Source organism: Clostridium hydrogenum, from assembly GCF_021432385.1.
Taxonomy (GTDB): domain Bacteria; phylum Bacillota; class Clostridia; order Clostridiales; family Clostridiaceae; genus Clostridium_S; species Clostridium_S hydrogenum.
This window is the reverse complement of record NZ_JAEACT010000002.1, coordinates 1105841-1132645: the sequence shown is the minus strand read 5'-3', so window position 1 is coordinate 1132645 and position 26805 is coordinate 1105841. Positions and strand designations below refer to the sequence as shown.

Genomic DNA, 26805 nt, shown 5'->3' with positions numbered 1-26805 from the left:
AAACTACGTATTAAATAATTATTAGCACAACAGCCCCTTTCCTTTAAAATCAAATATTTTAAATATAATTTATCTTTATTTCATATCCAAAGTTGAGAAATTTTCAAGTGGAAACTTCACTGGCATTTTAGTAAGTGATGATTTATAAGCAGCAAGTATAATAGACATACCTTTCTTGCCTTCCTCACCACTAACAAGTGGAGTTCTATTATTGTTAACTGCATCTATCATATCCTTAAATAAAGGTGTATGCCCAAAACCATACACTGTATCAGGATCTCCTGCTTGTGCTTTTAATATTTCATCTTCACTATCCTTGCCATCTTCAAATCTCCATGTTTCGATTCTATTAACAGCAAGTCCGCCTATAGCAACTGTTCCCTTTTCTCCAAATACACTTAAAGTTTCTTCCAGATTTTTAGGATAAACGCAAGCACTTCCCTCTATTATTCCTATAGCTTTATTTTTAAATCTAATTACAACTGCTCCAAAATCTTCTGCTTCTATATCTCTTAAGAAGTTACCACATTCTGCATATACGCTTTCAACTTCGCTTCCCATCATCCATTGAAGTAAATCTATATTATGTATGCATTGATTCATTAAAGTTCCACCATCAAGTTCCCATGTACCTCTCCATGGTGCCTGCCTATAATAATCCATATTTCTATTCCAAAGTATTCTTGCAGTTCCATTAATAAGTTTGCCAAATCTTCCTTCATCCAATGCCTTTCTCAATTGCTTGATAGGCTTATTAAATCTATTTTGATGACTTACACATAATTTAACATCATTACTTTTTGATGCTGCAATCATATCATCTGCATCTTTTATTGAAAGTGCCATTGGTTTTTCGCAAATAACATTCTTTTTATTACTCATGCAGTATATTGCAATTTCAGGATGATATCCGCTTTCAGTTGCAATTGTAACAACATCTATATCTTCCTTTCTAAGCATTTCTTTGTAGTCAGCATATGTATTAACAGTTAGATCTAAGTTCATCTTATCTTTGTACTCTTTAGCTCTACCTTCTGCTTTTTCTATTTCTATATCACATACTGCAACAAGTTCTGCCTCTTCCCTATTATTTACAAGTGCTTCCACATGTTTATATGAAATTCTTCCGCAACCAATAATTGCAAACCTTAATTTTTTCATAAATATTCACCTCAAAATTATAAGTATTTGTATATAAACAACCTAAAAACATCAAAATTTACTCACCAATAATTTCTAAACTTCTCATTATGTAAGGCAAATAAACTTTAACTTTTCAAATTTATTTATCTTTTAGTTAAACATGCCTAATCTTTATTATAATACAACATCATTTTTTTGTCATTATAATAATATTTATTGTAACCAAATTTTAAGTTTATCACGACAAATTAGAATTTGTCTAGGAGAATCCAAAGTACAAAGTACAGAGTACAAAGTACAATGAAGGACGGTTTTTCTCCGCTAACGCTACGAAAAATCTCAAAACTTAATGCTAACGCAATCGCACCACAAGTGGTGTTCAGCGAAGCTGACATTATATAAGTTCTAAGATTTACCTGACGCAAGGAAGGCAAATCCACCTTCATTGTACTCTGTACTTTGTACTCTGCTTTTCAAATTGTAATTTAACAGGATGAATTTGGTACAAGCAATTTTAACTTTTCAAATTGCTTATCTGTATTGTATAATTACATTTGGATTATTTTTAAGGAGATGAATTTATGAAAAGCAAAAATAAATTATTTTTATTTTTATTCTCGACAGCATTAGTATTTATAGCAACAGGGTTTTCTAGTAAATTTACAGCATATGCAAAAACATATTATGTTTCACCGAATGGGTTTGACTGTAATTGGTCACAAGCAACTAGTGATACTGGAAGTATAGACAAGCCTCTTAAAACATTAAAAAATGCCGTTTGTAACTATATGAAGCCTGGTGACACTTTAATAGTTAGAGGCGGTACATACCATGAAAGACTTGATATTTATAAACAAGGTACCCCTACTTCACAATTCACTATAAAAAACTACCCAAATGAGACAGTAACCTTATATGCCGATGGTGATGCTACAGAAATGGGAAATGGAATAGTCTTTCACGACAATGCATGTTATTGGAATATTTCCGGATTAAATATAACAAATTATACTGGCTCTGGTGTATGGCTAGATGGTGAAGGCACTAGTAGCAATGTAAATCATATAAATTTAAATAATTTAAACATATACGGCATTAATGGCCCTTTAACAGGTAATTATGGTACTGAGGGTATTTTTGCTAATGCCAATGTATCATACTGCACAATCCAAAATTGCAAAATTCACGACATAAGCTTACCTGCTAATAGAACAGATAGAGATCACGGAATATACATAGGCTATGGTGTAAGTCATATAATTATTGATGGAAACGAAATTTACAATAATGTCGGTTCAGGTATACAATTTTACGGCAGCTCTAATGGTCATAATGGTGCAAGTTACTGTACTATTTCAAATAATAAAATATACAATAATCACGCTTATGGTCTTACAATTTTTACATCTTCTGAGCACAACAGTGTATATAGAAATTCGTTTTATGGCAATAAAATTTATGATTTAAGAATACACGATTCATCAAATAATAATGTATTCAAAAATAATTTATTCGGTTCTATAAATAGTGATTATAATGTAGACATGGAAAATAACTCAGATAATAATACATTTAATAACAACTGTTATGCTAAATCTGATAGTAAAGTTGTATATGCACATAACCTCTGCATGGATTTTAATATTTGGCAAAGTAAATATTCAGAAGATTTAGGTGGAAACAAACTTACAACAGCTTCTAGAACTAATGACGTATTAAATGCCCAAAACACAGAAATATCAAAAAGATTACAATTTTCTAATTTTAATCAAACAACTAACTTTGTTTCTTCAAGTAAAACTTGGAGCATAAATTTCAACAATACTATAGACAAAGCTTCTTTAAATAGTAACACTGTATGGGTTGAAGATGCTTTAGGAAATATTTTTAGTACAAGCTTACAGCTATCAGACGATCAAAAAACTATTGTAGTTTCACCTAATAAGAATTATACTAATAATACTATGTATTGCTTATATATAAATAACTTAACATCTACAAGCGGAAAAGTTTTAACTCCATTGAAAATGTCATTTTTAACATACTAAAATCAATTCACAGTTCACAATTATCATGAACTGTGAATTAACGTTAACTATTCTAAGGTGGTAATTAAATGAAAATATGTTACATTGCAAATTCTGCTATTTCTCATACTGTAAAGTGGGTAGATTATTTTACAACACTCGGAAATGAAGTTCATGTAATTTCTCATTCAAATGTACCTATTAAAGGGGCAAAAGTTCATTATATAAACTACAATCTAAAAAATTTCCCTTTAATGGTTCATAAAGTACATAAATTAATAAAAACTATAAATCCCGATATACTTCATGCTCATCAGGTTAACACTTGCGGACTTTATGCAGCTTCACAAAAAAAGTATAAGACTATAGTATCTGCTTGGGGTTCGGATATACTATTAGCCCCTGAGAAATCATTTATTATGAAAAAAATCGTACAATATGTTTTAAAACACTCTTATTACATAACTTCCGATTCAAATTATATGTCACAAAAAATAATCGAGCTCGGTGGTAATAAAGATAAAATTTTAACATTCCCTATGGGTATAGAAAATGATTTATTAAGCTTTGAACATAAATACGACTTTAGTAAAAATGAAATTCATATACTAAGTTATAGAAGATTAGAAAAACTATATAATATCGATATTATAATTAGAGGTTTTTCAAAAGCTCTAATTAAACATAAAAATTTATATTTGGACATAGCTGCAAATGGAACTGAATTTAACAACCTTAACTCTTTAGTAAAATCATTAAATATACAAGATCATGTTAATTTTTTAGGCTCCTTTGAAAGAAAAGATTTAGGAAATATATTAATAAATAATGACATATTTATTTCAATACCAGACTCTGATTCAACTTCTGTTAGCTTACTTGAAAGCATGTGCTGCGGTTTATTTCCTATAGTTTCAAATCTTCCATCAAATTTAGAATGGGTTACAAATAAACAAAATGGAATTGTGCTGGATTCAATAAATGAAAATGCTGTTTGTGATTCACTTAATTGGTGTGTTAGAAACTATTTTTCTCTTTCTGATGTTTCTAAAATTAATATGAAAATCATAAGAGAAAAAGCTCTTTGGGAAAACAACGCGAAGATAGTTGAACAATTATACAATAAAACATTGTGAAGTAAGAATACTCTTACTTCACAATGTTTTTATATATTTAAATGCTCACTACACCATTAGTATCTTTAAGCTTATATTTTCCAATACAAAAAACCATTTTTCTCTGCCAACTCTTTTTGAGATACATTTTTAGTATCTATATATATAGGTTTTTTATTCATCATTTCAGAAAACATCTCAAAGTTGTTAAATTCTATATTTTCCTGTACTGCCAAAACAAGAATAACGTCAGCCTTTTCAACCGCCTCTTTTTGTGTTGAAACTTTAAAATCATATTCAGTTACAACAGCAGGGTCATATGCTTTTACAACTGCCCCTCTTTTTATAAGTAGTTTAACTGTATCAATTGCTGGACTTATTCTATCATCATTTGAATAGTCCTTCATAGCTATTCCTAAAACACATATCTTTGCTTCATTTATATTTTTACTACTCTTATTTAAAAGTTCCTCAACCTTATTACATATAAATGTTGGTATATTTTCGTTTTTCGTTCTACTTAATTTTAATATATCCATAGGAACATTCAATTCTGATGCCTTAGGGCTTAAATAATGATATGCATTTGGTATACAATAGCCTCCAACTCCAGGACCAGGCGTTAACAAATTTACTCTTTTATGCGTATTAGCCAAATTAATTACTTCGAATATATCAATTCCTAAAGCCTCAGTAAATCTAGCAAACTCTTGAACCATAGCAAGATTTACATCTCTTTGAACATTTTCAAATACTTTAGCAGTTTCTACAACTTTTATATTTGAAGCTTTTACTATCCTTGCTTTACAAACAATACTTAATAATTTTGAAGCCCTATTATAGCTTTCTTCATTAATTCCACTTACTAAAGTATCCATATTAGCAAATTCTTCAAATGCCCTTCCTTCAGCAATTCTCTCAGATGAATACGCTAGATAAAAATCAACACCAGCTGTCAAGCCTGATTTTTCTTCTAAAATAGGCTTTATTAATTCTTCTGTGATTCCTGGAATAACTGTACTCCTAACTATAACCAAATCATTCTTTTTTAAATTATTTCCTATAGCCTCACATACATTTTTCAAATCGCTATCTATGTACTCACCTTTTTTAATTGGTATTCCAACCGTGATAATTATATTATTGCAACTTTTCATAGCACATTCAGCATCTGTTGTCACAGTATAGTTTCCTTGTTTTATTTCATTCTCTAAAATTTCTTTAATTGATACCCCTTGAAACTTTTCGGTATGGTGGGTAATTCCATTACTAATCTCTTCAATTAGTGACTTATTAACATCAACTCCGACTGTAGTGCAGCCTCTCAACGCAAAGCTTAATGCTAAAGGTAATCCAACATATCCTTGTCCAAATACGCATACATTTTTATATTCTAATTGGATATCTTCTTTAAGATTAAATATATCATTTACTTTATTCACAACAAACCTCCAATTAACTTACACAATCTTGTGTTATTTTTTTCACATCTACCATTTTAACATTTACTATCATATGTATGATGTTATATATAAATTATTAACCTAATTTATATATATAAATCATTTGGCCTTTTTTAATTTAACTTGTATAATCTCCATAACTTCAGATATTTTAAGTAGCCTTGATAATAAAGCAAAAACAATTATAGCCACAATTCCACTTATAACAAGTGTAATCACTAATTTTGTTATAGAATTTATATTAAACATAATACCTGCACCAAAATAAATAAGATATGCAGATAATGACATTCCTGCTCCAAGTATTAGCGCTTTTCCCAAAGCAATACCTGTATTTTTAATTGTAATACCACCAAGCCTTTTTCTTACCTCAAACAGCAATATTGTTCCCATAATTAAGCTTGAACTAGCGGTTGCTAATGGCAATCCATTAACTTTAAATATCGGTACAAAAACACTAATAAATATTACATTTAATATAACCTGTATAAATCCATTAACCATAGGAATTATAGTCTCTCGAGCCGAAAAAAAAGTTTTACTTAATGAATCCATCAGTGCAAATCCAAGGGTACTTACAGCCAAATATTTTAAACACATTGATGTGATTTTAGTATCCTCAGCTGTGAATTTACCATGTTGAAGCAGCAACCTTACAATAGGCGTACTTAATGCAATCATGCACAACATCAATGGAATAGTAACAGTTATTACTATATTTACTGTCTTTACAATTAAATTTTTGAATTCAGTTTTATCTTCATTATTAAATTTTTCAGTAAGCATTGGATATAAAACAGTAGTTATTGACGCTACAAAAACTTGATTTATTAATGTACTAATTTTGCTTGCATAGTCTACTACAGATATACTTCCTGCTGCTAAATGAGAGGCAAATGTCCTATCAACAATTAAACTTACTTGGCTAACAGTAGCACTTATTAAAACAGGTACGCCAAGTTTTAACATCCTTTTAAAATTTTCATCTTTGAAATTTATGTAAAATCGATATTTAAAATTTTTCATAAACGGTCTTTGAACTACAGTCTGCACTACAGCACTTAATAAAAACGATATAATAGCCGCCGTTATGCCATATTTCATAAATACTACAATACCAACTATTATTACAATATTTGATACTATACTAGTAATTGCTGGTTGAATGTATATTCCATAACATTGAAGATATCCAGTATATAACCCTGCAACCGCAAGAAAAATTATACTTGGCATAACTATTTTAGTCATATTGGAAGTCATTTCAAAATATTTAGGTGTAAAACCACTAGCAAATAATTTAGTCAACTGTCTTGAAAATAATATTCCTAAAACAGATAACGTTAAACATGCTAAAACAACTATGTTAATTATATTACTAAAAAAATCATTTGATTTTTCCCTATCATCTTTCACCATGGAGAAAATAGGAATAAAAGTAGTTACAAGTGCTGCTGAGACACATGAAAATATTGAATTTGGAATAGTTGTTGCAATTTTAAAAACATCCGACTCAGAAGTAGCTCCAAATACTGCTGCTATAACAAATTCTCTTAAAGAACCAAATACCTTACTTACTATCAAAATTATAGTAATAATCATACTATACTTAGCTATATTTTTTACTTTTGTGTTCATAACCCCACCTCAAAATCAATTGCAGTAGTATTTACTTTTACTAAAGCATAGGTAATAATATTTTAGAGGGCATTAAGCCCTCTAAAATTAGCATTTTCTATAATTTTACTATTTTTTCCCTATTATTTTTAACACCTTTTGTTGCATTTCTAGTATCATATATTAAATTTGCTTCAGCAATTATTCTTTCATAGTCATAATCACTGTGATCAGTAGTTATAACAACTACATCTGCAGACTTAATCGCATCTTGCCATTTAACAGATTTATACTCAATACCATTATGCTTAAATGATGGTATATATGGATCATTATAAATTATTTCTGCACCATTTTTAATTAAGTGATCGATAACTTTAAGTGCAGGAGATTCCCTCATATCATCAATATCTTTTTTATAAGCTACACCTAATAAAAGTACCTTTGCTCCATTAAGCGCCTTTTTATTTCTATTTAATAATTTCATTACATTATCAACTACAAACTCAGGCATACAATCGTTTATCATTCCTGAAGTTTCTATTAATTTAGTATGGAAATCATATTCTTTAGCTTTCCATTCAAGATAAAATGGATCTAATGGTATACAATGTCCACCAAGTCCTGGACCTGGGTAAAATGGCATAAATCCATATGGCTTTGTCTTTGCAGCATCAATAACTTCCCATACATCTATACCCATTTTATTACACAACATTGCCATTTCATTTGCTAAAGCTATATTTATATTTCTAAAAGTATTTTCAAGAATTTTTTCCATTTCAGCAACAGCTGGTGATGATACTTCTTTAACATCACTTTCAAGAACATTTCTATAAAGTGCTGCTGCAACCTGTGTGCATTCTTCAGTGCATCCGCCAACTACCTTAGGTGTATTTTTAGTTTTAAACTCTTTGTTACCTGGGTCTACTCTTTCTGGAGAAAATGCTAAAAAGAAATCTTCTCCACATTTTAATCCGCTCTTTTCAAGTATAGGCTTGCATACTTCTTCAGTTGTTCCAGGATAAGTTGTGCTTTCAAGTACAACTAACATTCCTTTGTGCAAATATTTTGCTACACTTTCAGTAGAACTAACTACATATGATAAATCTGGTTGCTTATATATATCAAGTGGAGTTGGAACACAAATACAAACGGTATCCACTTCCTTAACAAAGCTAAAATCAGTAGTTGCTGTTAATTGTTTATCTGACACTAATTTTTTAAGATCTTCATTTACGATATCCCCTATGTAATTGTCTCCGGCATTAACCATATCTACTTTTTTTGACTGAACATCAAATCCTATAACTTTATATCCTGCTTTAGCTTTTTCAACTGCCAAAGGAAGACCTACATACCCTAAACCAACAACACCAAGTTTGGCTTCTTTATTTTTTAATTTTAACATTAAATTGTCCTTCAATTGAGACATAAATATTACCTCCTAAATTTACTGCTATAAATTCAACACATTCAAATTATAATACAATAAGAATTTTTTGTCATCCTTTTTGAAAAATTTCACATATAATTAAGGCATTAATTATTTTATTATAATGAAAATAAAATCTAATTTTTTAAAATATCATTATATACTTTAAATAACTTATTACTTTCTGCTTCCCATGAGTATTCTTCTTCTATAAGTTTTCTTCCACTTTGACCCATTTGCTTAGCTACATCTTTATTTTCAATTAAATATTCTATCTTTTCAGCTATTTCTTTAGGATCTTTAGGGTTTACAGGCAAATAGCATCCTTTAAAAATTGACTTCCAGTATTCAAAATCAGACATAATCATTGGTATTGAACATGCCATATATTCGAAAGGTTTATTTGGAAGTGTCCTAACATGGTTTGGTACTGCCCAAAAGTTAACTACTCCTATATTAGATATTTTCATATAAGAATATACTTCATCTTGTGGAATAAAGCCCTTTTCAACCACATACTTATATCCGTATAATTTTTTACATCTTTCATGGTATTCTGGTTCATCCCAATCTCCAAATATCCAAAGCTCTGCTTTACCATTTAAATGTCCTACTGCTTCAATAATTTCTTTTATACCTCTTATTTCTGTAAGCATACCAGCATAAATTACAATTTCTTTTTCACTAACCTTTTCTGCTGGCTTTACCTTATCAATTGAAGTTAATACAGGAAGATTTCTAACAACGGAAACCTTTTTTTCAGAAAACCTTTCTGAAATATCTGGTCTTGCCGCAATAATTGCTGTCATAAAATGGGCATTAAATTTTTCAAATACATTAAACAAGCCTGATACAACTTTTCTTATAAAAGCCCCACCGAGATATTCTTTATTCAATATTTGCATAGGCACATTCTCGTGAACATCATAAATAACTTTCTTTCCAAACAAGCGTAGAATTACAGCTACTATTATAAGCTCAGGATCATGTATATGGTATAAATCAGCTTTTAGCTGTAACGCTTTTTTTAGTGCAATCCAAATCTTTATAAATACCCTATAAAATCTATTTTTATTGTTATTAATAGGAATTATATTTACTCCTTCAAATTCTTTCTTATTTCCATCATAGCTTACAATAAAATAAACCTTATATCCTTGCTTTGCTAAACTTCTACACTCTTTATAAAAAATTCTTGTGTCATAGTGCGGATGGACAGTAGAAATATGACATACAACTTTTTTCATCTTTTTCCTCCAGCATTAGTAATTTAAAGTATTTTCTCTATGCATTAAACAATATGTGTACTCATTATATAATATTGTATTAATCCTTTTTTCTCTTGTATGTTGGAACTTTATTCTCCATAATTTTATATATTTCTTCTTTATCATTTTCTTTTAGAACTTCTTTAAAATCTTCAATTGAATTTTCAATAAAACTCATTTGAATATCCATAGGCTTTTCAACATGTATCTTTTCATGTTCTGTACTTGTTAAGGCAACCTCGCTCATTAAAAGTTCCTCGTAGAGCTTTTCACCAGGTCTAAGTCCTGTAATTTCTATTTTTATATCTTCTCCTGGATTAAAGCCTGATAATGTAATTAAATCTTTTGCAAGATCCATTATTTTTACTGGTTTACCCATGTCAAGAACAAATATTTCACCACCATGTGCCATTGCACCAGCTTGAATAACAAGTTGAGCTGCTTCAGGTATTGTCATAAAAAATCTGTTGATATCAGGATGTGTTAAAGTAACAGGCCCACCATGAGCTATTTGCTTTTTAAATAATGGAATTACAGAGCCATTGCTTCCAAGTACATTTCCAAATCTAACTGCTACAAATTCAGTTTTGCTTACTTTATCAAATGCTTGAACCATAAGCTCACAAAATCTTTTTGTAGCACCCATTATATTTGTAGGGTTTACTGCTTTATCTGTGCTGATTTGAACAAATTTTCCAACTCCATATTCATCACAGCATTTTAGGACATTAAAAGTTCCAAGCACATTATTCTTAATAGCTTCTGCTGGATTCCCCTCCATTAAAGGAACATGCTTATGAGCAGCTGCGTGAAAAACAACATCTGGCTTAAACTTTTCAAATACTTCATTTAATCTTTTTTTATCTCTTATTGAAGCAATTATTACATCTTTATCGAGTTTAGGTGCCTTATAATTTAACTCCATTTGAAGATCATATGCATTATTCTCATATATATCCAATATTATAAGCTTTTTAGGATTAAATCTAGAAACCTGCCTACACAACTCAGAACCTATGGAGCCACCTCCACCAGTAACTAAAATTGTTTTTCCTTTAATATACTTTTCTATATTTTCTGTATTTAATTTTACCTCTTCTCTTCCAAGCAAATCCTCAATACTTACATCCCTTACTTTTTTCATATCAAGCTTGCCATCTATTATGTCACTTATGCTCGGAAAAGTTCTAAGCTTACATTTTGTATTTTTACATATGTTAAATATTTCCTTTCTACTTTCTTCAGGTGCTGAAGGTATGGCCACTATAATTTCTTGAATCTCATTTTCATTGCAAAATTTATTTATATCATTTCTATTACCAACTACTTTAACTCCATAAATAAGCTTACCTAATTTTTCACCATCATCATCTATAAGCCCAATAATATCATAATTTAATTTTTTACTTCTTTTAATCTCCTTTATAAGGGTTGCAGCTGCATCCCCAGCCCCTACCATAAGTAATCTTATTTTATTTTTGCTAACGCCTTCTCTATTTTTCTTACTTTCATATGAAGCCCTATAAGCAAATCTAGTTCCACCTAAAAGTAATACAGAAAGCATCCAAAAAATAATATGAACTGTATAAGGAAATCTATAAAAATCGAATTTAAATTGAGCAATCTTCAGGTGAGTTAATATGTAACTGTATACAATAAACACCACATTAGTTAAAGATACAGAATAAACTATTGATAAAAGCTCATCTATAGATGCATACTTCCACATATTATTATAAAGATTAAATAACTTATTAAATATAACCATTAAAATGACTACTGGAATTATAGATCCTTTAAATAGCTTCATATATCTAACGTCTACTTTAAAGTCATATTTCAGCAGCAACGCTATATATAGTGACAAAATAACCATTACAATATCACTTATAACAAAAAACTTATTTTCCTTACGCATATATCCACTTCCTTAATCTTTGTTGACAAATTTAATTTTACACTATTTTTAAAATTATTCAATGTTTTTATATAAAAAATTGAAAATGAACAATGCAAAATCAGATTAAAAGCAATATAACTTAGGCATATTTTCCAAAAAACCACTTTAAAAATGAAGTGCTGTAAAACTAAATTTTAATAGTTTTACAGCACTTCAAACATATTTTATCTACAAGTAAACTTTTACTTAAAAACAGGAATATCAAAAATTAGTTTTGCCGCTGGGCAAAGATCATACAAAGATTTTATATTATCAATTTGATTAACTGCCCATTTTACATCTGTAGCATATTGATGTGATGGATTATTTGGATTCCACCTCATTTTGTACAGAGTATTTTGATTATATTTAGAATTGTTAATATATGAGCTTGATACAAATTTGGCCCCGCCTGTAATTGCTGCATCAACAGAAAACCAACCTGCATTATAAGCGTATTGTGAACCATAGTAATCTGCATCCGCATCATATGCTCCAATACCAAACATATTATATACTTTTTGATTATTTACTACAATACCAGTTGCAAGATCAGATGTACCATTTCCAGTTTCCAACAATGCATGAGAAACTAAATACATTGGATTTATATTACTTGCAGCTGCTGCCTGTAAAAATACACTTCCCTTACCATCCAGTACACCTTTACCCTTTAGGACAGTATTTAAATCATTTACTGTTATTCCATCATAATATGTTAACTTTAAGAATTCAAATCTTCCAAAAGTATCCGTAATATAATTAGTAGGATCTAAGTACTTTAGCACAGTAGCACTATCTGCACTAACCCACTGCCCATTAGAATTTTCATATACAGGTTGATTATTAACTTCAATATTTAAAAAATCCTGCAAAGTGTAATTATAATTCGTTTGAATATATTGAACTTTAGCATCTTCTTTTGACTGAACATTTTGAGTAAAACAGTAAAAATTATCGTAACTTCCCAATCCCATATTATTTGTAATAGTGCCACCTGTTCCTGCTGCTTTCACCCAAACTGACACCCTATATTGACCAGCCTTAAAAGGTGTATTTATTGAAAGCTTATATTGCGTACTCCCACTTACTGCAGAAGTATAACCATTTGTGGCATCTGTCCAATTATTTGTTCCATATGGAGCTACAAATACCCTATATTGGGCCTGTGCAAGTTCTGGTGCACTAACATTAAGACTTAACGTATCTCCCTCTGTTAACAATGATTGATTGTTTTGTACATTAATCTTAGGCAAACAAATTTTTTGAAATACATAATAGTTGTCATATCTTCCAAGACCTTGACTATTAACTATTTTACCATCTGTTCCTGCATTTTTAACCCATACGGATATTTTACTGTTTCCAGCACTTAAGATTTTATTTAGTTTAGCCGTATAGTAATTATCCCCATCAGCTGGTGACAAATATCCACCAGTAACATCTTGCCAACCGCTATTTGAATTATTTACAAATATCCTATATTGAACCTTTGAACTGACATTAGATAACAATTTTACATTAGGGTTAGCACTTGCTAGCATATTACTAACTGCTACATCTTTAATTTGAGGAATAGGATTAATATGTTGATTAAACCAATAATAATTATCATAGCTTCCTAAACCTTGACTATTAGAAAACATTCCTGTTGTGTTATAACGTTTAACCCATACAGATATTCTATAATCTCCATAACCATCAATTTTGCCAATATCTAAAGTAAATGGCGAATTTCCATCAACTGGCGAAGAATATCCATTAGTTTTATCAATCCACTGATTAGTATTTAATTTGTTAATCCATACCCTATACTGCACTTTTTCAGTGATATCACTTTGAAGTTTTAAGCTTATATCATCATTTTGATATACCTCATATGATAATTTTCCAACATCAACTTTAGGAACCACATTTTCCTCAAAGGTACGATAACCATCATATGATCCTAGTCCAAGTGAATTTTTAGTAGCACCTGCGCTCCCTGCCATTTTTACCCAAACAGAAATTTTATATTTACCAACAGCTAAATTATTTACAGTAACTTCGTATTTGTTGTTTCCAGAAACTGAAGATGAATATCCATTAAATAAATCCTTCCACTTACCTTCATCATATGAATATATAAAAAACCTATACTGAACATTAGAAGAAGTATTGGATAACACATCTATAGTAAATGCATCATTCTGTTTTACTACATTACTACTTGTATTTACAGAAATAATTTGTGCTTTGGCATTAGCTGCTTGTCCTGCTTGTGAAATGGTTGCTGCTTGTACATTTTGCTTAAATACTACACATATTAAAAAAACAAAAATGGCTACAACACTTAATTTCATTAATCTGCTAATATCATTCACCTCCCTTCACAAAAGGACAGGATTATATATACATTATACTATATCGTTATATTTAATAAAACATTAACTAAAAATTTTTATAATATTTAAATAAAGTATTATTCTATATCTCAAATTATGCTATTATGTATTTTTATTACATCTTATGTTTCACAGTTTAGGATGCATAATTTACAAAGAAGGATGATTTACCTTAGCAAAGCTAAAGATAAATCATCCTTCTTTGTAAATTGTAATTACTATTTAATTTTTTCTTCAAAAAGTTTTTTAAATCTTTCCTGAGTCTTTAAATTATTCAAATAGTCAGCAAAAGTTTGTTTAAGATCATCTCTCTTTAAAGCATATTCAACTGTTGCCTCCAAGAATCCTAATTTATCACCCACATCGTATCTTCTTCCTTCAAAAACATAAGCATACATAGCTTCTGATAGCATTAGATTCTTTAATGCATCTGTAAGTTGAATTTCACCGCCTTTTCCAGGTTTCGTATTTTCTAGTATTGGAAATATTTCAGGTGTTATGATATATCTACCTAAAATAGCTATATCAGAAGGTGCTTCTTCTACCTTTGGTTTTTCTACTAAATCTTTTACTTTATATACATTGTTATCAATGTGCATGGCATTTATTATTCCATATTTATATACATCTTCATGATTTACTTTTTGTACACCTAATATACTAGTTTTATATTCATCATAACAATCAATTAGCTGCTTTAAACATGGCTTTTTAGCATCAACAACATCATCACCAAGCATAACTGCAAATGGCTCATTTCCAACAAAAGTTTTTGCACAACTTATTGCATGTCCAAGCCCCTTTGGTTCCTTTTGTCTTATGTAATAAATTTGAGCCATATTTGATATATCCTTTACCAACTTTAAAAGACTTTCCTTACCATGACTTTCAAGTTCATTTTCAAGTTCCACAGATTTATCAAAATGATCTTCTATTGCTCTCTTATTTCTTCCTGTTATTATAAGTATTTCTTCTATTCCTGAAGCTACTGCTTCCTCTATAATATATTGTATTGTTGGCTTATCAACTATTGGAAGCATTTCTTTTGGTTGTGCTTTAGTAGCTGGTAAAAACCTTGTTCCCAAACCTGCAGCTGGTATAATAGCCTTTTTTACTTTCATAATGTAAACTCCCTTCGATTCTTATAACTCATTTTTACATTTATACTAAATATTATAACACCATTATGGATTAATAAACTTTACTTTTCAAATACATTTTTTAACTTAATAACTATTTCATCATTAGAATCCATTTTCTTCGCAATCTCATAATGTAACTTAGCTTGAGTAATATCTCCTTTATTTAAATAGCACATTATAAGATTAGTACATATTTCTATAGATTTTGTCACTTCAAATGCTTTTCTCATATATTGAATAGCCTTATCATATTCATTAATTGCTGCATAATTTATACCAAGCTCATTAAACACTTCTACAACATTACTATCTAATGCCATTGCTTCATTTAAATAGTATATAGCTTTTTCATGATTTCCAATTATTCTATAATTCATACCTATATAATAATTTAAAATAGCATCGTCTTCAAATTCATCTAATAAACTAACAAATAATTTTAGCGATTCCTTTGGTTCATCATAAATTATAGCTTTAGCTTTTTCATAACTTCTTATAAAACCAATAGAATTTTTAAATTCACTTATTTTATTAGTTGCCTCACCACCATATTCAATATATGTGTTAATACAATACCAAGCACCTTCAAAATCTTTATTTTCATTTTTAATATAAGCTTCATATAAATATGGATTAGCATAATTCTTAAGCTTTTTAGCTTTCTCAATTATAACCAATTCCTCTTCTTGAAACTCACTCTTTTTCTCTCTAATAGTTTCACTAAGCATCATAATTTTATCAAAGTTTTCTTCTGTGCCTTCAATTTCAATAAGACCTTTAAGCATAATATAAGCATCTTCATAAGTTTTATTTTTTATTTCATCAACTATTATACCTTTTACATATTTCATAAATTCTGCTTTATTATTATTTAATATCTTTAAATAAATATTGTTAAACTTAAATGAAGAATCGCCTCCAAGTACATAAAACATACCTTCAACAAAAAATGATAATGGTATGTCCTTAAACTTTTCTCCACTTTTAACCTTATCTATAACTCTTTCTGCCCTTAATGGTAAATATATATTTTCTGATACTTCAACTTTAAAAATATTATATATACTTTCTTTTTTAAACTCTAAAAAAATTAATTTTGATACTTTTTCCTTAAATTCTTCTGATATACTCATATTCCACCACCAATAATTTTTCATTTATTTTCATTCGTGCACTAAAAATATTGAGAAACATTAAATCAGAGTAGAGAGTAGAGAGTAAAGAGTAGAGTGATGGATGATTTTCTTTCGTTTTACTCCAGAAAATCTAAAAACTTATTTTTGATTGCTTACGCAATCAATCGTACTATGAAATGTTGCTCAGCGAAGCTGATCAACATTTAAGTTTAAGATTTACCTGACGCAAGAAAAGGTAAATCATCCTTCACTCTACTCTCTACTCTTTACTCTCTACTCTAAATAATGGTTCGCAATATTTAAAAATACGACTTACTTAATTATTCATGCAACAGTCATATTTAATTATACCATACAAATGTTATTTGCTAGCTTCATCTATAATCTTCATAATAGCTTCTGAAAATTGAGTACTTCTTTCTTCAGCATTTTGGACACTGCTTCCTACAACAGCAGTATATATCTTCATCTTAGGTTCTGTACCTGAAGGTCTAACAACAAACCATGAACCATCTTCAAGAACAAATTTAAGAACATTAGATACTGGAAGTTTTATTTCCTTTTCGCAATTCTTAGCAATATCTTTTTCAATTCTTAGCTTATAATCAAATTTTTTAGCAACTTTAATACCATCAATTGTTTCCAAAGATGCATTTCTAAGATATTCTATTGCATTTTTTATTTTTTCTTGTCCTTCTTTTCCTTTAAGCTCTCTTGAAATTAAACTTTCTTTATAGAAACCATACTTTTTATACAAATCGTTAAGAGCATCAAACAAATTCATTCCTTTTTTCTTATAGTATAATGCCATTTCACAAACAAGCACCGCACCAATTACCGCATCTTTATCTCTTACAAATGTTCCTGCAAGGCAACCATAACTTTCTTCAAATCCAAACAAGTATGTGTTAGAACCTGTTTCTTCAAACTCTTTTATTTTTTCTCCAATATACTTAAAGCCAGTTAGTACATCTATAAGTTCTACTCCGTAATCTTCTGCAATTCTTGCAGCCAATTCTGATGTAACTATTGTTTTAATTACAGCCCCATTTTGTGGCAGTTCATTTAGCTCCTTTAAAGAAGAAACTATGTAATGTGTTAATAATGATCCCGTTTGATTTCCTGTTAAAACTTTATATTCTCCATTTGCATCCTTAGCAACAACTCCCAATCTATCACAATCGGGATCTGTTCCGAAAATAACATCTGGATTAACACTTTTAGCCATTTCAAGTGCAATATTAAAAACAGATGGCTGTTCTGGATTTGGATATGGAGCTGTTGGAAAATTACCATCTGGTAATTCTTGTTCTTTAACTACAGATACATTAGTATACCCTAACTCACTTAAAGCTCTTCTTACTGGAATATTTCCTGATCCATGTATAGGTGTATATATTATCTTTAAGTCCTTAGCATTTTCTTTGACTAATTCTTTTCTAATAGTAAGACTTTTAACCTTTTCTATATAGACCTTATCTACATCTTCGCCTATAATTACTAAAAGGCCATTATTTTTTGCTTCCTCAAGTTCCATTGTTTTGACATCTGAAAAATCTTTCAAAGCTTCTATACAAGAAAGTATTTCTGCTGCCCCTTCATCTGTAACTTGATTTCCTGCATCATTATAAACCTTATATCCATTGTATTGTTTTGGATTATGTGAAGCAGTAACAACCACTCCTGCCTTACTACCTAAATGCCTTACCGTAAAGGATAACATAGGAGTTGGTCTTAAAGATTCAAAAAGATAAGTTTTAATACCATTAGCACACAATACACTTGCTGTAGTATCAGAAAATTCCTTAGACATTATTCTTGAATCATATGCTATACTTACAGAAATTTCTCCTTTATAGTGTTTATTAAGATAATCTGCAAGTCCCTGAGTTGCCTTTCCAATGGTATATATGTTCATTCTATTGCTTCCTATACCTATTACTCCTCTTAGACCACCTGTTCCAAACTCTAAATCTTTATAAAATCTATCCTCAATTTCATTTTCATCCTTAATATCTCTTAATTCTTTTTTTGCACTTTCATCAATGTACTGTGAATTAAGCCATAACTCGTATTTGTCTCTATAATTCATGATATCACTCCCTAAATATTAGTTTGATACCATTATTATACTATAAAAAAATAGTTTTTAAATTGTTTTTTTTTAAATTCTTAAATTTTGTATGAAAATAAAAAAATAGTTAATAAACCTTTAGCGTTTGTAATACCTTCTTACATGCTTTAACCTTTATTGTTTGAATCTTCTTTAGTATCTTTCTCAACATCCTCTTCAATCTTCTCTTCAGCAGCACCGTTCCACGAATCCGTAATATTTACAAGTACAGCTTCTAAATCATCTACAATTGTTATTTCTTTTGCAAATTCAATATCACATACTCTTAAGTTCTCTCCAGCATTCATTGGTGAAATATCAATGCTAATATTTTCCGGTAAATTAGCACCTTGGCATTTCACTTTTATACTATTTTTAAATTTTTGAGCAATATAACCTTTAGCTTTTATTATATCTGTACCATCAAATACCACTGGAATTTCACTTATTATCTTGCTATTGTCATTTATATCTTCAAGATCTATGTGCATTAGCTTATTTGATACAGGTTCTCTCTGTATTTCCTTAATTAAAGTTTTATGATTTTGACCATTTATATTTACATTTAAAAAACCATATTGACCATTTTGAGATATTCTTTTGCTCAATTCCTTTGCATCAATATCAATCATTATATTAGGTTCATTTTTTCCATATACTATGCCTGGTACTTTACCATGCTTTCTTTCCCTTTTACCACTGCAACTTCCATGATTATTTCTAATTTCTGCTTTTAAATTTTCCATTTTAAACCCTCCTTATTTGTTTATTATTAACAATTAAATTTTGTTTTATACATAAAAATAAAAAATATGCTGTGCAATAACTAATTAACTGCACAGCATATTTTTTTAAGTAACCTATTTAAAACATTAAAATTGCAAATAAGGAGTTTATCCTGACAAATTACAATTTATCGAGGAGAAACTAAAGTACAAAGTACAGAGTACAAAGTACAATGAAGGACGATTTTTCTCCGTTAACACTACGAAAAACCTGAAAACTTATTTTTTTATTGCTACGCAATCACGCGATGTATGGCACTCAGCGAAGCTGATGACATTTAAGTTTAAGATTTGCCTGAGCAGCGCGAAAGGTAAATCATCATTCTTTGTACTCTGTACTTTGTACTTTGTACTCTGGTTTCAGTCCTACAAATCTTCTTCCGTAATCACTTCAACACCATTTTGTATAAGTAATTCAGCAGTAACTCCATTTCCTTCAACTTTATTGCCGCTAAATGTACCATCATAAATAATTCCGCAACCACAGGATGGACTCTTAGCTTTCAATATAGCCTTTGTGATTCCCTCCATTTTTACAATATTTAAAACTTCATGTGCTCCTCTTAAAAATGCCTCCGTATTATCTTCCCCATTTTTATTCATAACCTTAGCTTTTCCTAAAAGAACATCTTTTCCAGCTCCATTAACGATTTCTGCTGCCGCTCTTGGAGTTGAAAGTCCACCAAGCTGCTCCGGACAAACCGGAAGCAAAATTGATGATTTAAAAAGAGCTTTAACTTTTTCATCAGCATTGCTATCTCCAGAATACCTACAATTGACACCACATAAACAAGCTGAAACCAATATAGTATTTTCTCCCATTTCTTGCAACCTTTCTATAGATATCTATAATATATTATTTAAGCTCTACAACAGTAACTCCAGTTCCACCTTCACCATAATTTCCAAGCCTACAACTTTTTACATGAGGATGTCTTTTCAACATATCTGTTATACTGTTTCTAAGAACACCAGTGCCTTTACCATGTATAACTGTAACTGTATTTAAACCTGCCATACTTGCCTCATCAAGATATTTATCTACGGCATACATAGCATTTTCCGAATCCATACCTCTTAAATCAACTGAACTTGCAACTGATCTTAAATTTAATTTTGCCTCTCTCTTCTTTATAGCTTTAGCCTTCTTATCAGTTTCACCTTTACCCTCTCTAAGGTCCTCAAGCTTAACACTTATCTTCATAATTCCAGCTTGAATTTGAACTTCTCCCTTACTATCTGGATCTGAAATAACAGTTCCTTTCATATTTAAAGATGGTATAAATACTTCCTGACCTTGAAAAACTTTTTTTAATCCTTCACCCTTAGGCTTATCCTCTTTAACCAATTTACTTTCAGCATTTTCAAGTTTTTCTCTAAGCATTCTTCTCGATTCTTCAAGTTCTCTTCTAGCTTCGGAGGAATATCCTAACTTTTCTAGTTCACGCATATCCCTTAAAATTTGATCTGCTTCTGACTTAGCCTCAGAAATAATTCTCTTAGCTTCTCTTCTGCCTTCCATCAGTGCTTTTTCTCTAGTATCTTTAATTGAATATAGCTTATCTTCATATTTTCTCTTAAACTCTTCTGCCTCTGCTTTAAATATTTCAGTTTTTCTTGAATTTTCTTCTGCCTTCATAGTTCTATCTTGGAGGTTTTGTATTAAATCCTCAAACTTAAGTGTGTCCTTTGCTATTCCTTCTTTTGCAGTTTCAATTATATAATCCGCAAGACCTAATCTTCTTGAAATTTCAAAGGCATTTGACTTACCAGGTATCCCCATTAAAAGTTTATATGTAGGTCTTAAAGTTTCAACATCGAATTCAACAGATGCATTTTCAACACCTTCCGATTTTAGTGCATATGCCTTTAATTCGCTGTAATGTGTAGTTGCAATTAATTTGCTCCCTCTTTTTTTAAGATCTTCAAGTATTGCTACTGCAAGTGCTGCTCCTTCAGTTGGGTCAGTTCCAGCTCCAAGTTCATCAAATAAAACTAAAGATGTAAAATCTGCATTATTTATTATTTCAACAATATTTTTCATATGTGAGGAAAATGTAGATAAACTTTGCTCTATACTCTGTTCATCACCAATATCAGCATAAACCTCTTCAAAGAAACTTACTATGGAGTTTTCTCTAGCCGGTATCATAATTCCACTTAAAGCCATGAGTTCAAGAAGTCCCACTGTTTTTAACGTTACAGTTTTTCCTCCTGTATTAGGTCCTGTTATAACAACAGAATTAAATTCTCTTCCTAAATATATACTTAAAGGTACTACCTTCATGGGATCAATAAGCGGATGTCTTCCATCAACAATATCTATAATTCCCTTGTCATTTATATGTGGTGCAGTTGCATTTATACTGCTTGCATACTTTGCCTTTGCAAATATAAAATCAAGTTCTGTTACTATTCTTTCATTATTTTTAACAGTAACGATGCTGCCATAGATTTTGCTTGAAAGTTCTCTTAAAATCCTTTCTATTTCTGCTTTTTCTTTAAGCATAAGCTCTTTTATTTCATTATTTAAATTAACAAGTCCCATAGGTTCAATGAAAAGCGTAGCTCCACTGGCACTTTGATCATGAACAAGTCCCGGAACCTGAGCCTTATGTTCTGCCTTTACTGGTATCACATATCTATCATTTCTTATAGTATATAAATTTTCTTGAAGATAAGCTGCATTACTTCTAATCATGGCATTAACCTTATCTTTTACAGATGCATTTTTACTTTTTAATGATTTTCTTATATTATATAAAGTATTACTTGCCATATCTGCAATTTCATTTTCATCTATTATTGCTTTAAAAACAGCATCCTCTATACCTTTAAGCGGCACTATTCCCTGACAAATATCTTCAATTACTCTGTGCTCTTCTTCATTTTCCTTACGGCTTATATATTCATTAAACCTTCTAGCACATCTGAGCATGTTAGCTATTCTAACAAGTTGAACCGGCATAAGCGAAAATCCCTTTTCAGCTAAACCTACAGCTTCTCTTACATCATAAGCTCCCTCAAAAGGAGGTGCTCCCTTTTTCATTAAAAGCTCAAGTGCTTCTTTAGTCTCTTCCATATGCTCTTTTACTTCATGCAAATTTCCATATGGCTTTAGCTCATCAACCAATTCTTTAGAAGCATTGGTCTGAGTAAATTCCTTTATTATTTCTTTTATCTTATTGTATTCTAACACTCTAAGTGATTTTTCATTCAATTTATTCAACTCCTCTTTTATAACTTCCCCTTGTATATTCATTTAAATTAGCTTCGATTTCACCTTTTTTTATCATCTCTAATACTTTTACAACTTCGTCTTTATCTTCATCTATAAAATCTATTCTATAAGAATCTATACCTATATCTTTTATTTCATCAATTTTATCAATTAAATTTACTGGAATCGGGTTATATATATGACTTCTGCAATACCTATCTGTAATTACATCAAAACATACTCCCATTCTATCTTTCAACACATATTTTCCTTTAAGACAAGCATTATTACATTTGCTTTTTGATGATTTTCCTCCAAAAACACTTCCTACAGGGCAATACTCACTTACCATAGTCTCAATTTTACCATATATAAGCATTTGAGTTTTAATACATTTATTTTCATTAAGCTTTTTTATTTCATTTCTAGTAAGCTCAGTACTTAATGCACAGCCTACTAAATCTTTTTTATAAAATTCAAGAGCCAAACTATTAAATACATTTATTTTGTAGTCTCCTATTATAGGAAGCTTTCCACTAAATTCGCTTAAAATTCCGGCATTAGCTGTAACAATACCTTTTAATTTATCTAAATTTTTATTTATAATTGAAACAACAGCATTGAATTCTTCCTTTATAATGTTAGGAACTTTTAAATATACATTAACATCCTTATTAAAATTAATTTCATCAAGCAACGAACCTGAATTTTTAAAGAAAGCATCTAAAATAATATTATTAAATCCCATCGAAATACAAGTATCAAATTGTTCTATTGTACAAACATTAACCATAAATAAAGGGAGATTACCTTTTATTTGTTCAGACTTTACACAAGGTTTTAAAACATTAGTAGCTTTTCTTTTATATTTTTCTATTAAAATTTTTTCAAGCTTTAGTGCCGCTTCTCTTCTTGCGAGATTAATCTCAGATATTGGCATAAATCCATCTTCAAAAGCTTCAAATACTATTTCTTTAATCTCAAAAGGTGTATTTCCCATTTTATTTAAATTATCTTCTATTTTATCCTTTGAAATAGGCTTTTTCAATGCTTTTTGCACAACTTCGCCAAAAACCTCTACTTCAATTCCTTCTGGTCCTCTTAAATTTAAGTAAAGTGGCTTTGAAACCTTGAAGTTAACCTTCATTTTTACCTTTAGCTTTCTTTTAAACTCTTCTTCATAAGTTTCTTTTAGCCTCTTCAATAATTTTTCATCTGCAGTTTTATAAATATAGTCTCCTCTTTTATAAAATACAGGATAAATCTTAACCTTATCGCCTTTTAATGCAGTTGATACTTCTTCGTTGTTCTTTATAATTTTGCTTATAAGCGCACCTTTTTCAAAAGCTCTTACTCCATCCTTTAAACTTAAATCTGTTTCTAATAAAATACTATTATCCTTTAAAACCTTACCTACATATATACCAGTATTTTTAGGAAAATTATAGGCCATCATATCCTTTCCTACATTTCCAATAAGATATGCCTTGGCAAAACCTTCCCTATTAAATAATTTTAAAAGTTTCTTATTTTCAGCTTCAACATCATACTTTTTAGAAGATGCCGCTGAATCTAACGCTTTTCTGTAAGCTTCAACTACTCCAGCTACATATTCTGGTCTTTTCATTCTTCCTTCTATTTTTAACGAACTTACCCCTGACGCCACTATATCAGGTATTATATCTATGGTACATGTATCTTTTGTACTCAAGAAATATCCATTAGCACTTTCAGAAGTAGACGTATTTATCATAGTATATGGAAGCCTGCATGGCTGTGCACATCTTCCACGATTACCACTTCTTCCTCCAATAACAGAACTCATAAGACATTGTCCAGAATAGCATACGCAAAGCGCACCATGAATAAACATTTCCGTTTCTATATTTAAATTTTTAGATATATACTCAATTTCCTTTAAGCTCAATTCTCTAGATAATACAACTCTCTTGTACCCTAAATTTTTATAATATAGAGCTCCTTTCGCATTATGTATTGTCATTTGTGTTGAACCATGCACCTCAATACCTGGAAAATTACTTAATACATACTTTGCAACGCCTACATCTTGAATTATAAGTGCATCCACACCTATTTTATATAAAAATTTTATATAGCTATATATATCATTTAATTCATTTTCTTTTATTAAGATATTAACTGCCACATGAACTTTCACTCCATATATATGACAATAATCAACTACTTTTTCTAAATCCTCATCAGTAAAATTTGAAGCATATGCTCTTGCTGAAAATCTACTGCCACCTAAATATATTGCATCTGCACCACTTTGTACTGCTGCCCTTGCACTTTCTATACTTCCTGCTGGTGCTAATAGTTCGATTTTTTTCATGGAATCCTCCTAAGTATCTTTATTTACATACACATTTTATTATACATAATCTACAAATTAATACAACTAAGGCATATTAAAAAAAATAATAATTCCAAATTGAGAGATGGTTTTGAGTAATACAAGGAACTATAACTCGTTAATACTGGTTGTCTTAGCGTGTTATGGTGACGAAGTATTACACAAAACTAGCCAAAAGTTGGACTTGTTATTTTCTTTAATATGCCTAAGGCAAGACAAAAATATAAATCACAATTTGTAGAGCAGAGTACAGATGACGGAGTACAGAGTACAGTGAATGATGATTTACCTTTCGCTTTGCTTAGGTAAATCTTAAACTTAATGTTGTCAGCTTCGCTGAGCACCATGTATGGCGAGATTGCGTAGCAATAAAAAAATAAGTTTTCAGATTTTTCGCAGTGCTAACGGAGAAAAATCATCCTTCGTTGTACTCTGTACTCTGGTTCAAATTGTAATTTAGCAGAATGAATTTAGCATTAACAATTTCAATCTTCCAGATTATCTATCTATACTCATTTTTATGTATTATCCTAAAATTCCGTAGGTAGGCTAATATTTTTTCATAATTCATTTTTTCGAAATGGAGCACTAGAAATTAATTATAACTAGTTAAGAATCTTAATGGACTTACGTCCAAACCTCAGGGATGGGTTCTTTCCTTAAACAACTGTAAATGCAAAGTAAGAGCATTTTGGGACAATTTAAATAGCATCTTAGATTTATTGATGTTATTTAATGTTCCATAATACTCTTACTTCGCAATGTTTTACTCTTCTTTATCTAAATCTTCTTCTAAGTACTCCTTTTCACATGGATCATCATCGTCATCATCGTCATCATTTCTAAAGAAATCTTCTTTTTGAGGTGGATCAAATATATCAAATGGGAATTTTAAATTATTGAAATATTCACATGGATCGTCGGAAATTTCTTCACATTTCTTAGGTTTACAGAATCCACTAGAAGGAACAGTTAAATTTACAAGTCTAAATAATTTTATAATAGTAAATAATCCTATAGTAACATTAACCGAATTTGGAACAGGTGGATTATCTCCACTAGTAATAGGTATTGTATATCCAAGTGTTGCATCCAAAGGATAAGCATTTGCTTCTACTAATACAAAAGGTGCTACCTGCAAATTACCTAAACCACTAGCAAAATCAGTGAAAACATTAACATTTGAACCTGTTGAACCAAATAAACTTACTTTTTTATTAAATACACTTCTTGCAGCAAGAGTACTTATAATTGCACCACTTGACCCTCTAAATTCCAAGGTATAACTAAATGAAAATTTTAATTCAATATCATAATACCCTCTTCTAAGTAAGTTTGGAGTTTTATTTACCAAAATAATATTTGATATACTAAAGCTATTAGGAGCTATTGTAACTGCTGCTGTTGCATTAGGTGGATTAACTGGCACCTCTGGAGTTACTGTAGTATCATATGATAACTTTTCAATACAATCTTGTTGCCTACATTGATCATATACCTTATTAGCAATAATGCATTCTTCTTTTGTCTTATCTGTATAAGAACACTTTGCCATTATATTTTCCCTCCCTACATAGGTTTATAGAAAACATGTTCATAACATGATATTTAACCTTATATTCATATAATATGACATACAAA

At 30.0% G+C, this 26805-nt stretch carries 17 protein-coding genes; 2 read left to right on the top strand and 15 right to left on the bottom strand.

What is annotated here, in order from left to right; genetic code table 11:
• Positions 1-75: 75 nt before the first annotated feature.
• Entirely contained in the window at positions 76-1161 is a 1086-nt protein-coding gene (locus CUEA01_RS05010) for a Gfo/Idh/MocA family protein (RefSeq protein ID WP_234119243.1), read from the bottom strand.
• 563 nt (positions 1162-1724) lie between these two features.
• Between CUEA01_RS05010 and CUEA01_RS05005 the strand changes: the two genes are divergently transcribed.
• Together CUEA01_RS05005 and CUEA01_RS05000 are read left to right on the top strand one after the other, a co-directional pair.
• Positions 1725-3191 (top strand): right-handed parallel beta-helix repeat-containing protein, encoded by a 1467-nt coding sequence (locus CUEA01_RS05005; RefSeq protein ID WP_234119241.1) that lies wholly within the window; start codon positions 1725-1727, stop codon positions 3189-3191.
• A 68-nt stretch (positions 3192-3259) separates the two neighbouring features.
• On the top strand, positions 3260-4306 hold the full coding sequence (locus CUEA01_RS05000) for a glycosyltransferase family 4 protein (protein WP_234119239.1): 1047 nt from the start codon (positions 3260-3262) through the stop codon (positions 4304-4306).
• A gap of 71 nt (positions 4307-4377) precedes the next feature.
• Here the strand turns inward: CUEA01_RS05000 and CUEA01_RS04995 are convergent, their stop codons facing one another.
• The 14 genes from CUEA01_RS04995 to CUEA01_RS04930 all read right to left on the bottom strand — a co-directional run bounded on the left by CUEA01_RS04995 (position 4378) and on the right by CUEA01_RS04930 (position 26719).
• Positions 4378-5727, bottom strand: a complete 1350-nt coding sequence (locus tag CUEA01_RS04995; protein WP_234119236.1) for a nucleotide sugar dehydrogenase — start codon at positions 5725-5727, stop codon at positions 4378-4380.
• 120 nt (positions 5728-5847) lie between these two features.
• Positions 5848-7386 carry a murein biosynthesis integral membrane protein MurJ gene (gene murJ, locus CUEA01_RS04990; protein WP_234119227.1) on the bottom strand — a complete coding sequence of 513 codons (1539 nt, stop codon included), beginning with the start codon at positions 7384-7386 and terminating at the stop codon, positions 5848-5850.
• Between the two features lie 97 nt (positions 7387-7483).
• Positions 7484-8800: a nucleotide sugar dehydrogenase gene (locus CUEA01_RS04985; protein ID WP_234119218.1), complete on the bottom strand. Its 1317-nt coding sequence runs from the start codon at positions 8798-8800 to the stop codon at positions 7484-7486.
• A gap of 137 nt (positions 8801-8937) precedes the next feature.
• Positions 8938-10047 (bottom strand): glycosyltransferase family 4 protein, encoded by a 1110-nt coding sequence (locus CUEA01_RS04980; protein WP_234119215.1) that lies wholly within the window; start codon positions 10045-10047, stop codon positions 8938-8940.
• A 79-nt stretch (positions 10048-10126) separates the two neighbouring features.
• The gene (locus CUEA01_RS04975) at positions 10127-11986 is read right to left on the bottom strand and encodes a polysaccharide biosynthesis protein (RefSeq protein WP_234119212.1); all 1860 of its coding nucleotides are present in this window, start codon (positions 11984-11986) and stop codon (positions 10127-10129) included.
• Positions 11987-12210: 224 nt separating this feature from the next.
• Entirely contained in the window at positions 12211-14349 is a 2139-nt protein-coding gene (locus CUEA01_RS04970) for an N-acetylglucosaminidase (RefSeq protein ID WP_234119209.1), read from the bottom strand.
• A 260-nt stretch (positions 14350-14609) separates the two neighbouring features.
• Positions 14610-15512 carry a UTP--glucose-1-phosphate uridylyltransferase GalU gene (gene galU, locus CUEA01_RS04965; RefSeq protein WP_234119206.1) on the bottom strand — a complete coding sequence of 301 codons (903 nt, stop codon included), beginning with the start codon at positions 15510-15512 and terminating at the stop codon, positions 14610-14612.
• Positions 15513-15592: 80 nt separating this feature from the next.
• Complete coding sequence (locus CUEA01_RS04960) at positions 15593-16666, bottom strand: tetratricopeptide repeat protein (RefSeq protein ID WP_234119196.1); 1074 nt, start codon at positions 16664-16666, stop codon at positions 15593-15595.
• Positions 16667-17030: 364 nt separating this feature from the next.
• Positions 17031-18761, bottom strand: a complete 1731-nt coding sequence (locus CUEA01_RS04955; protein ID WP_234119193.1) for a phospho-sugar mutase — start codon at positions 18759-18761, stop codon at positions 17031-17033.
• A 149-nt stretch (positions 18762-18910) separates the two neighbouring features.
• Complete coding sequence (locus CUEA01_RS04950; RefSeq protein ID WP_234119190.1) at positions 18911-19528, bottom strand: 50S ribosomal protein L25; 618 nt, start codon at positions 19526-19528, stop codon at positions 18911-18913.
• 405 nt (positions 19529-19933) lie between these two features.
• Complete coding sequence (locus CUEA01_RS04945) at positions 19934-20389, bottom strand: DUF523 domain-containing protein (RefSeq protein ID WP_234119181.1); 456 nt, start codon at positions 20387-20389, stop codon at positions 19934-19936.
• 34 nt (positions 20390-20423) lie between these two features.
• Positions 20424-22787: an endonuclease MutS2 gene (locus tag CUEA01_RS04940; RefSeq protein ID WP_234119180.1), complete on the bottom strand. Its 2364-nt coding sequence runs from the start codon at positions 22785-22787 to the stop codon at positions 20424-20426.
• Position 22788: 1 nt separating this feature from the next.
• A complete protein-coding gene (locus tag CUEA01_RS04935; RefSeq protein WP_234119178.1) occupies positions 22789-25143 on the bottom strand; it encodes a DUF3656 domain-containing U32 family peptidase in 2355 nt (784 codons plus the stop codon).
• Between the two features lie 787 nt (positions 25144-25930).
• Positions 25931-26719 (bottom strand): hypothetical protein, encoded by a 789-nt coding sequence (locus CUEA01_RS04930; RefSeq protein WP_234119176.1) that lies wholly within the window; start codon positions 26717-26719, stop codon positions 25931-25933.
• Positions 26720-26805: the final 86 nt, after the last annotated feature.

Bases quoted from the DNA above. Each gene is read 5' to 3' on its own strand.
- CUEA01_RS04930 (WP_234119176.1), bottom strand. From the start codon at position 26,719: ATGGCAAAGTGTTCTTATACAGATAAGACAAAAGAAGAATGCATTATT.
- CUEA01_RS04970 (WP_234119209.1), bottom strand. From the start codon at position 14,349: ATGAAATTAAGTGTTGTAGCCATTTTTGTTTTTTTAATATGTGTAGTA.
- CUEA01_RS04945 (WP_234119181.1), bottom strand. From the start codon at position 20,389: ATGGGAGAAAATACTATATTGGTTTCAGCTTGTTTATGTGGTGTCAAT.
- CUEA01_RS05005 (WP_234119241.1), top strand. From the start codon at position 1,725: ATGAAAAGCAAAAATAAATTATTTTTATTTTTATTCTCGACAGCATTA.
- CUEA01_RS04935 (WP_234119178.1), bottom strand. From the start codon at position 25,143: ATGAAAAAAATCGAACTATTAGCACCAGCAGGAAGTATAGAAAGTGCA.
- CUEA01_RS04975 (WP_234119212.1), bottom strand. From the start codon at position 11,986: ATGCGTAAGGAAAATAAGTTTTTTGTTATAAGTGATATTGTAATGGTT.
- CUEA01_RS04985 (WP_234119218.1), bottom strand. From the start codon at position 8,800: ATGTCTCAATTGAAGGACAATTTAATGTTAAAATTAAAAAATAAAGAA.
- CUEA01_RS04980 (WP_234119215.1), bottom strand. From the start codon at position 10,047: ATGAAAAAAGTTGTATGTCATATTTCTACTGTCCATCCGCACTATGAC.
- CUEA01_RS04960 (WP_234119196.1), bottom strand. From the start codon at position 16,666: ATGAGTATATCAGAAGAATTTAAGGAAAAAGTATCAAAATTAATTTTT.
- CUEA01_RS04955 (WP_234119193.1), bottom strand. From the start codon at position 18,761: ATGAATTATAGAGACAAATACGAGTTATGGCTTAATTCACAGTACATT.
- galU (WP_234119206.1), bottom strand. From the start codon at position 15,512: ATGAAAGTAAAAAAGGCTATTATACCAGCTGCAGGTTTGGGAACAAGG.
- murJ (WP_234119227.1), bottom strand. From the start codon at position 7,386: ATGAACACAAAAGTAAAAAATATAGCTAAGTATAGTATGATTATTACT.
- CUEA01_RS05010 (WP_234119243.1), bottom strand. From the start codon at position 1,161: ATGAAAAAATTAAGGTTTGCAATTATTGGTTGCGGAAGAATTTCATAT.
- CUEA01_RS04950 (WP_234119190.1), bottom strand. From the start codon at position 19,528: ATGGAAAATTTAAAAGCAGAAATTAGAAATAATCATGGAAGTTGCAGT.
- CUEA01_RS05000 (WP_234119239.1), top strand. From the start codon at position 3,260: ATGAAAATATGTTACATTGCAAATTCTGCTATTTCTCATACTGTAAAG.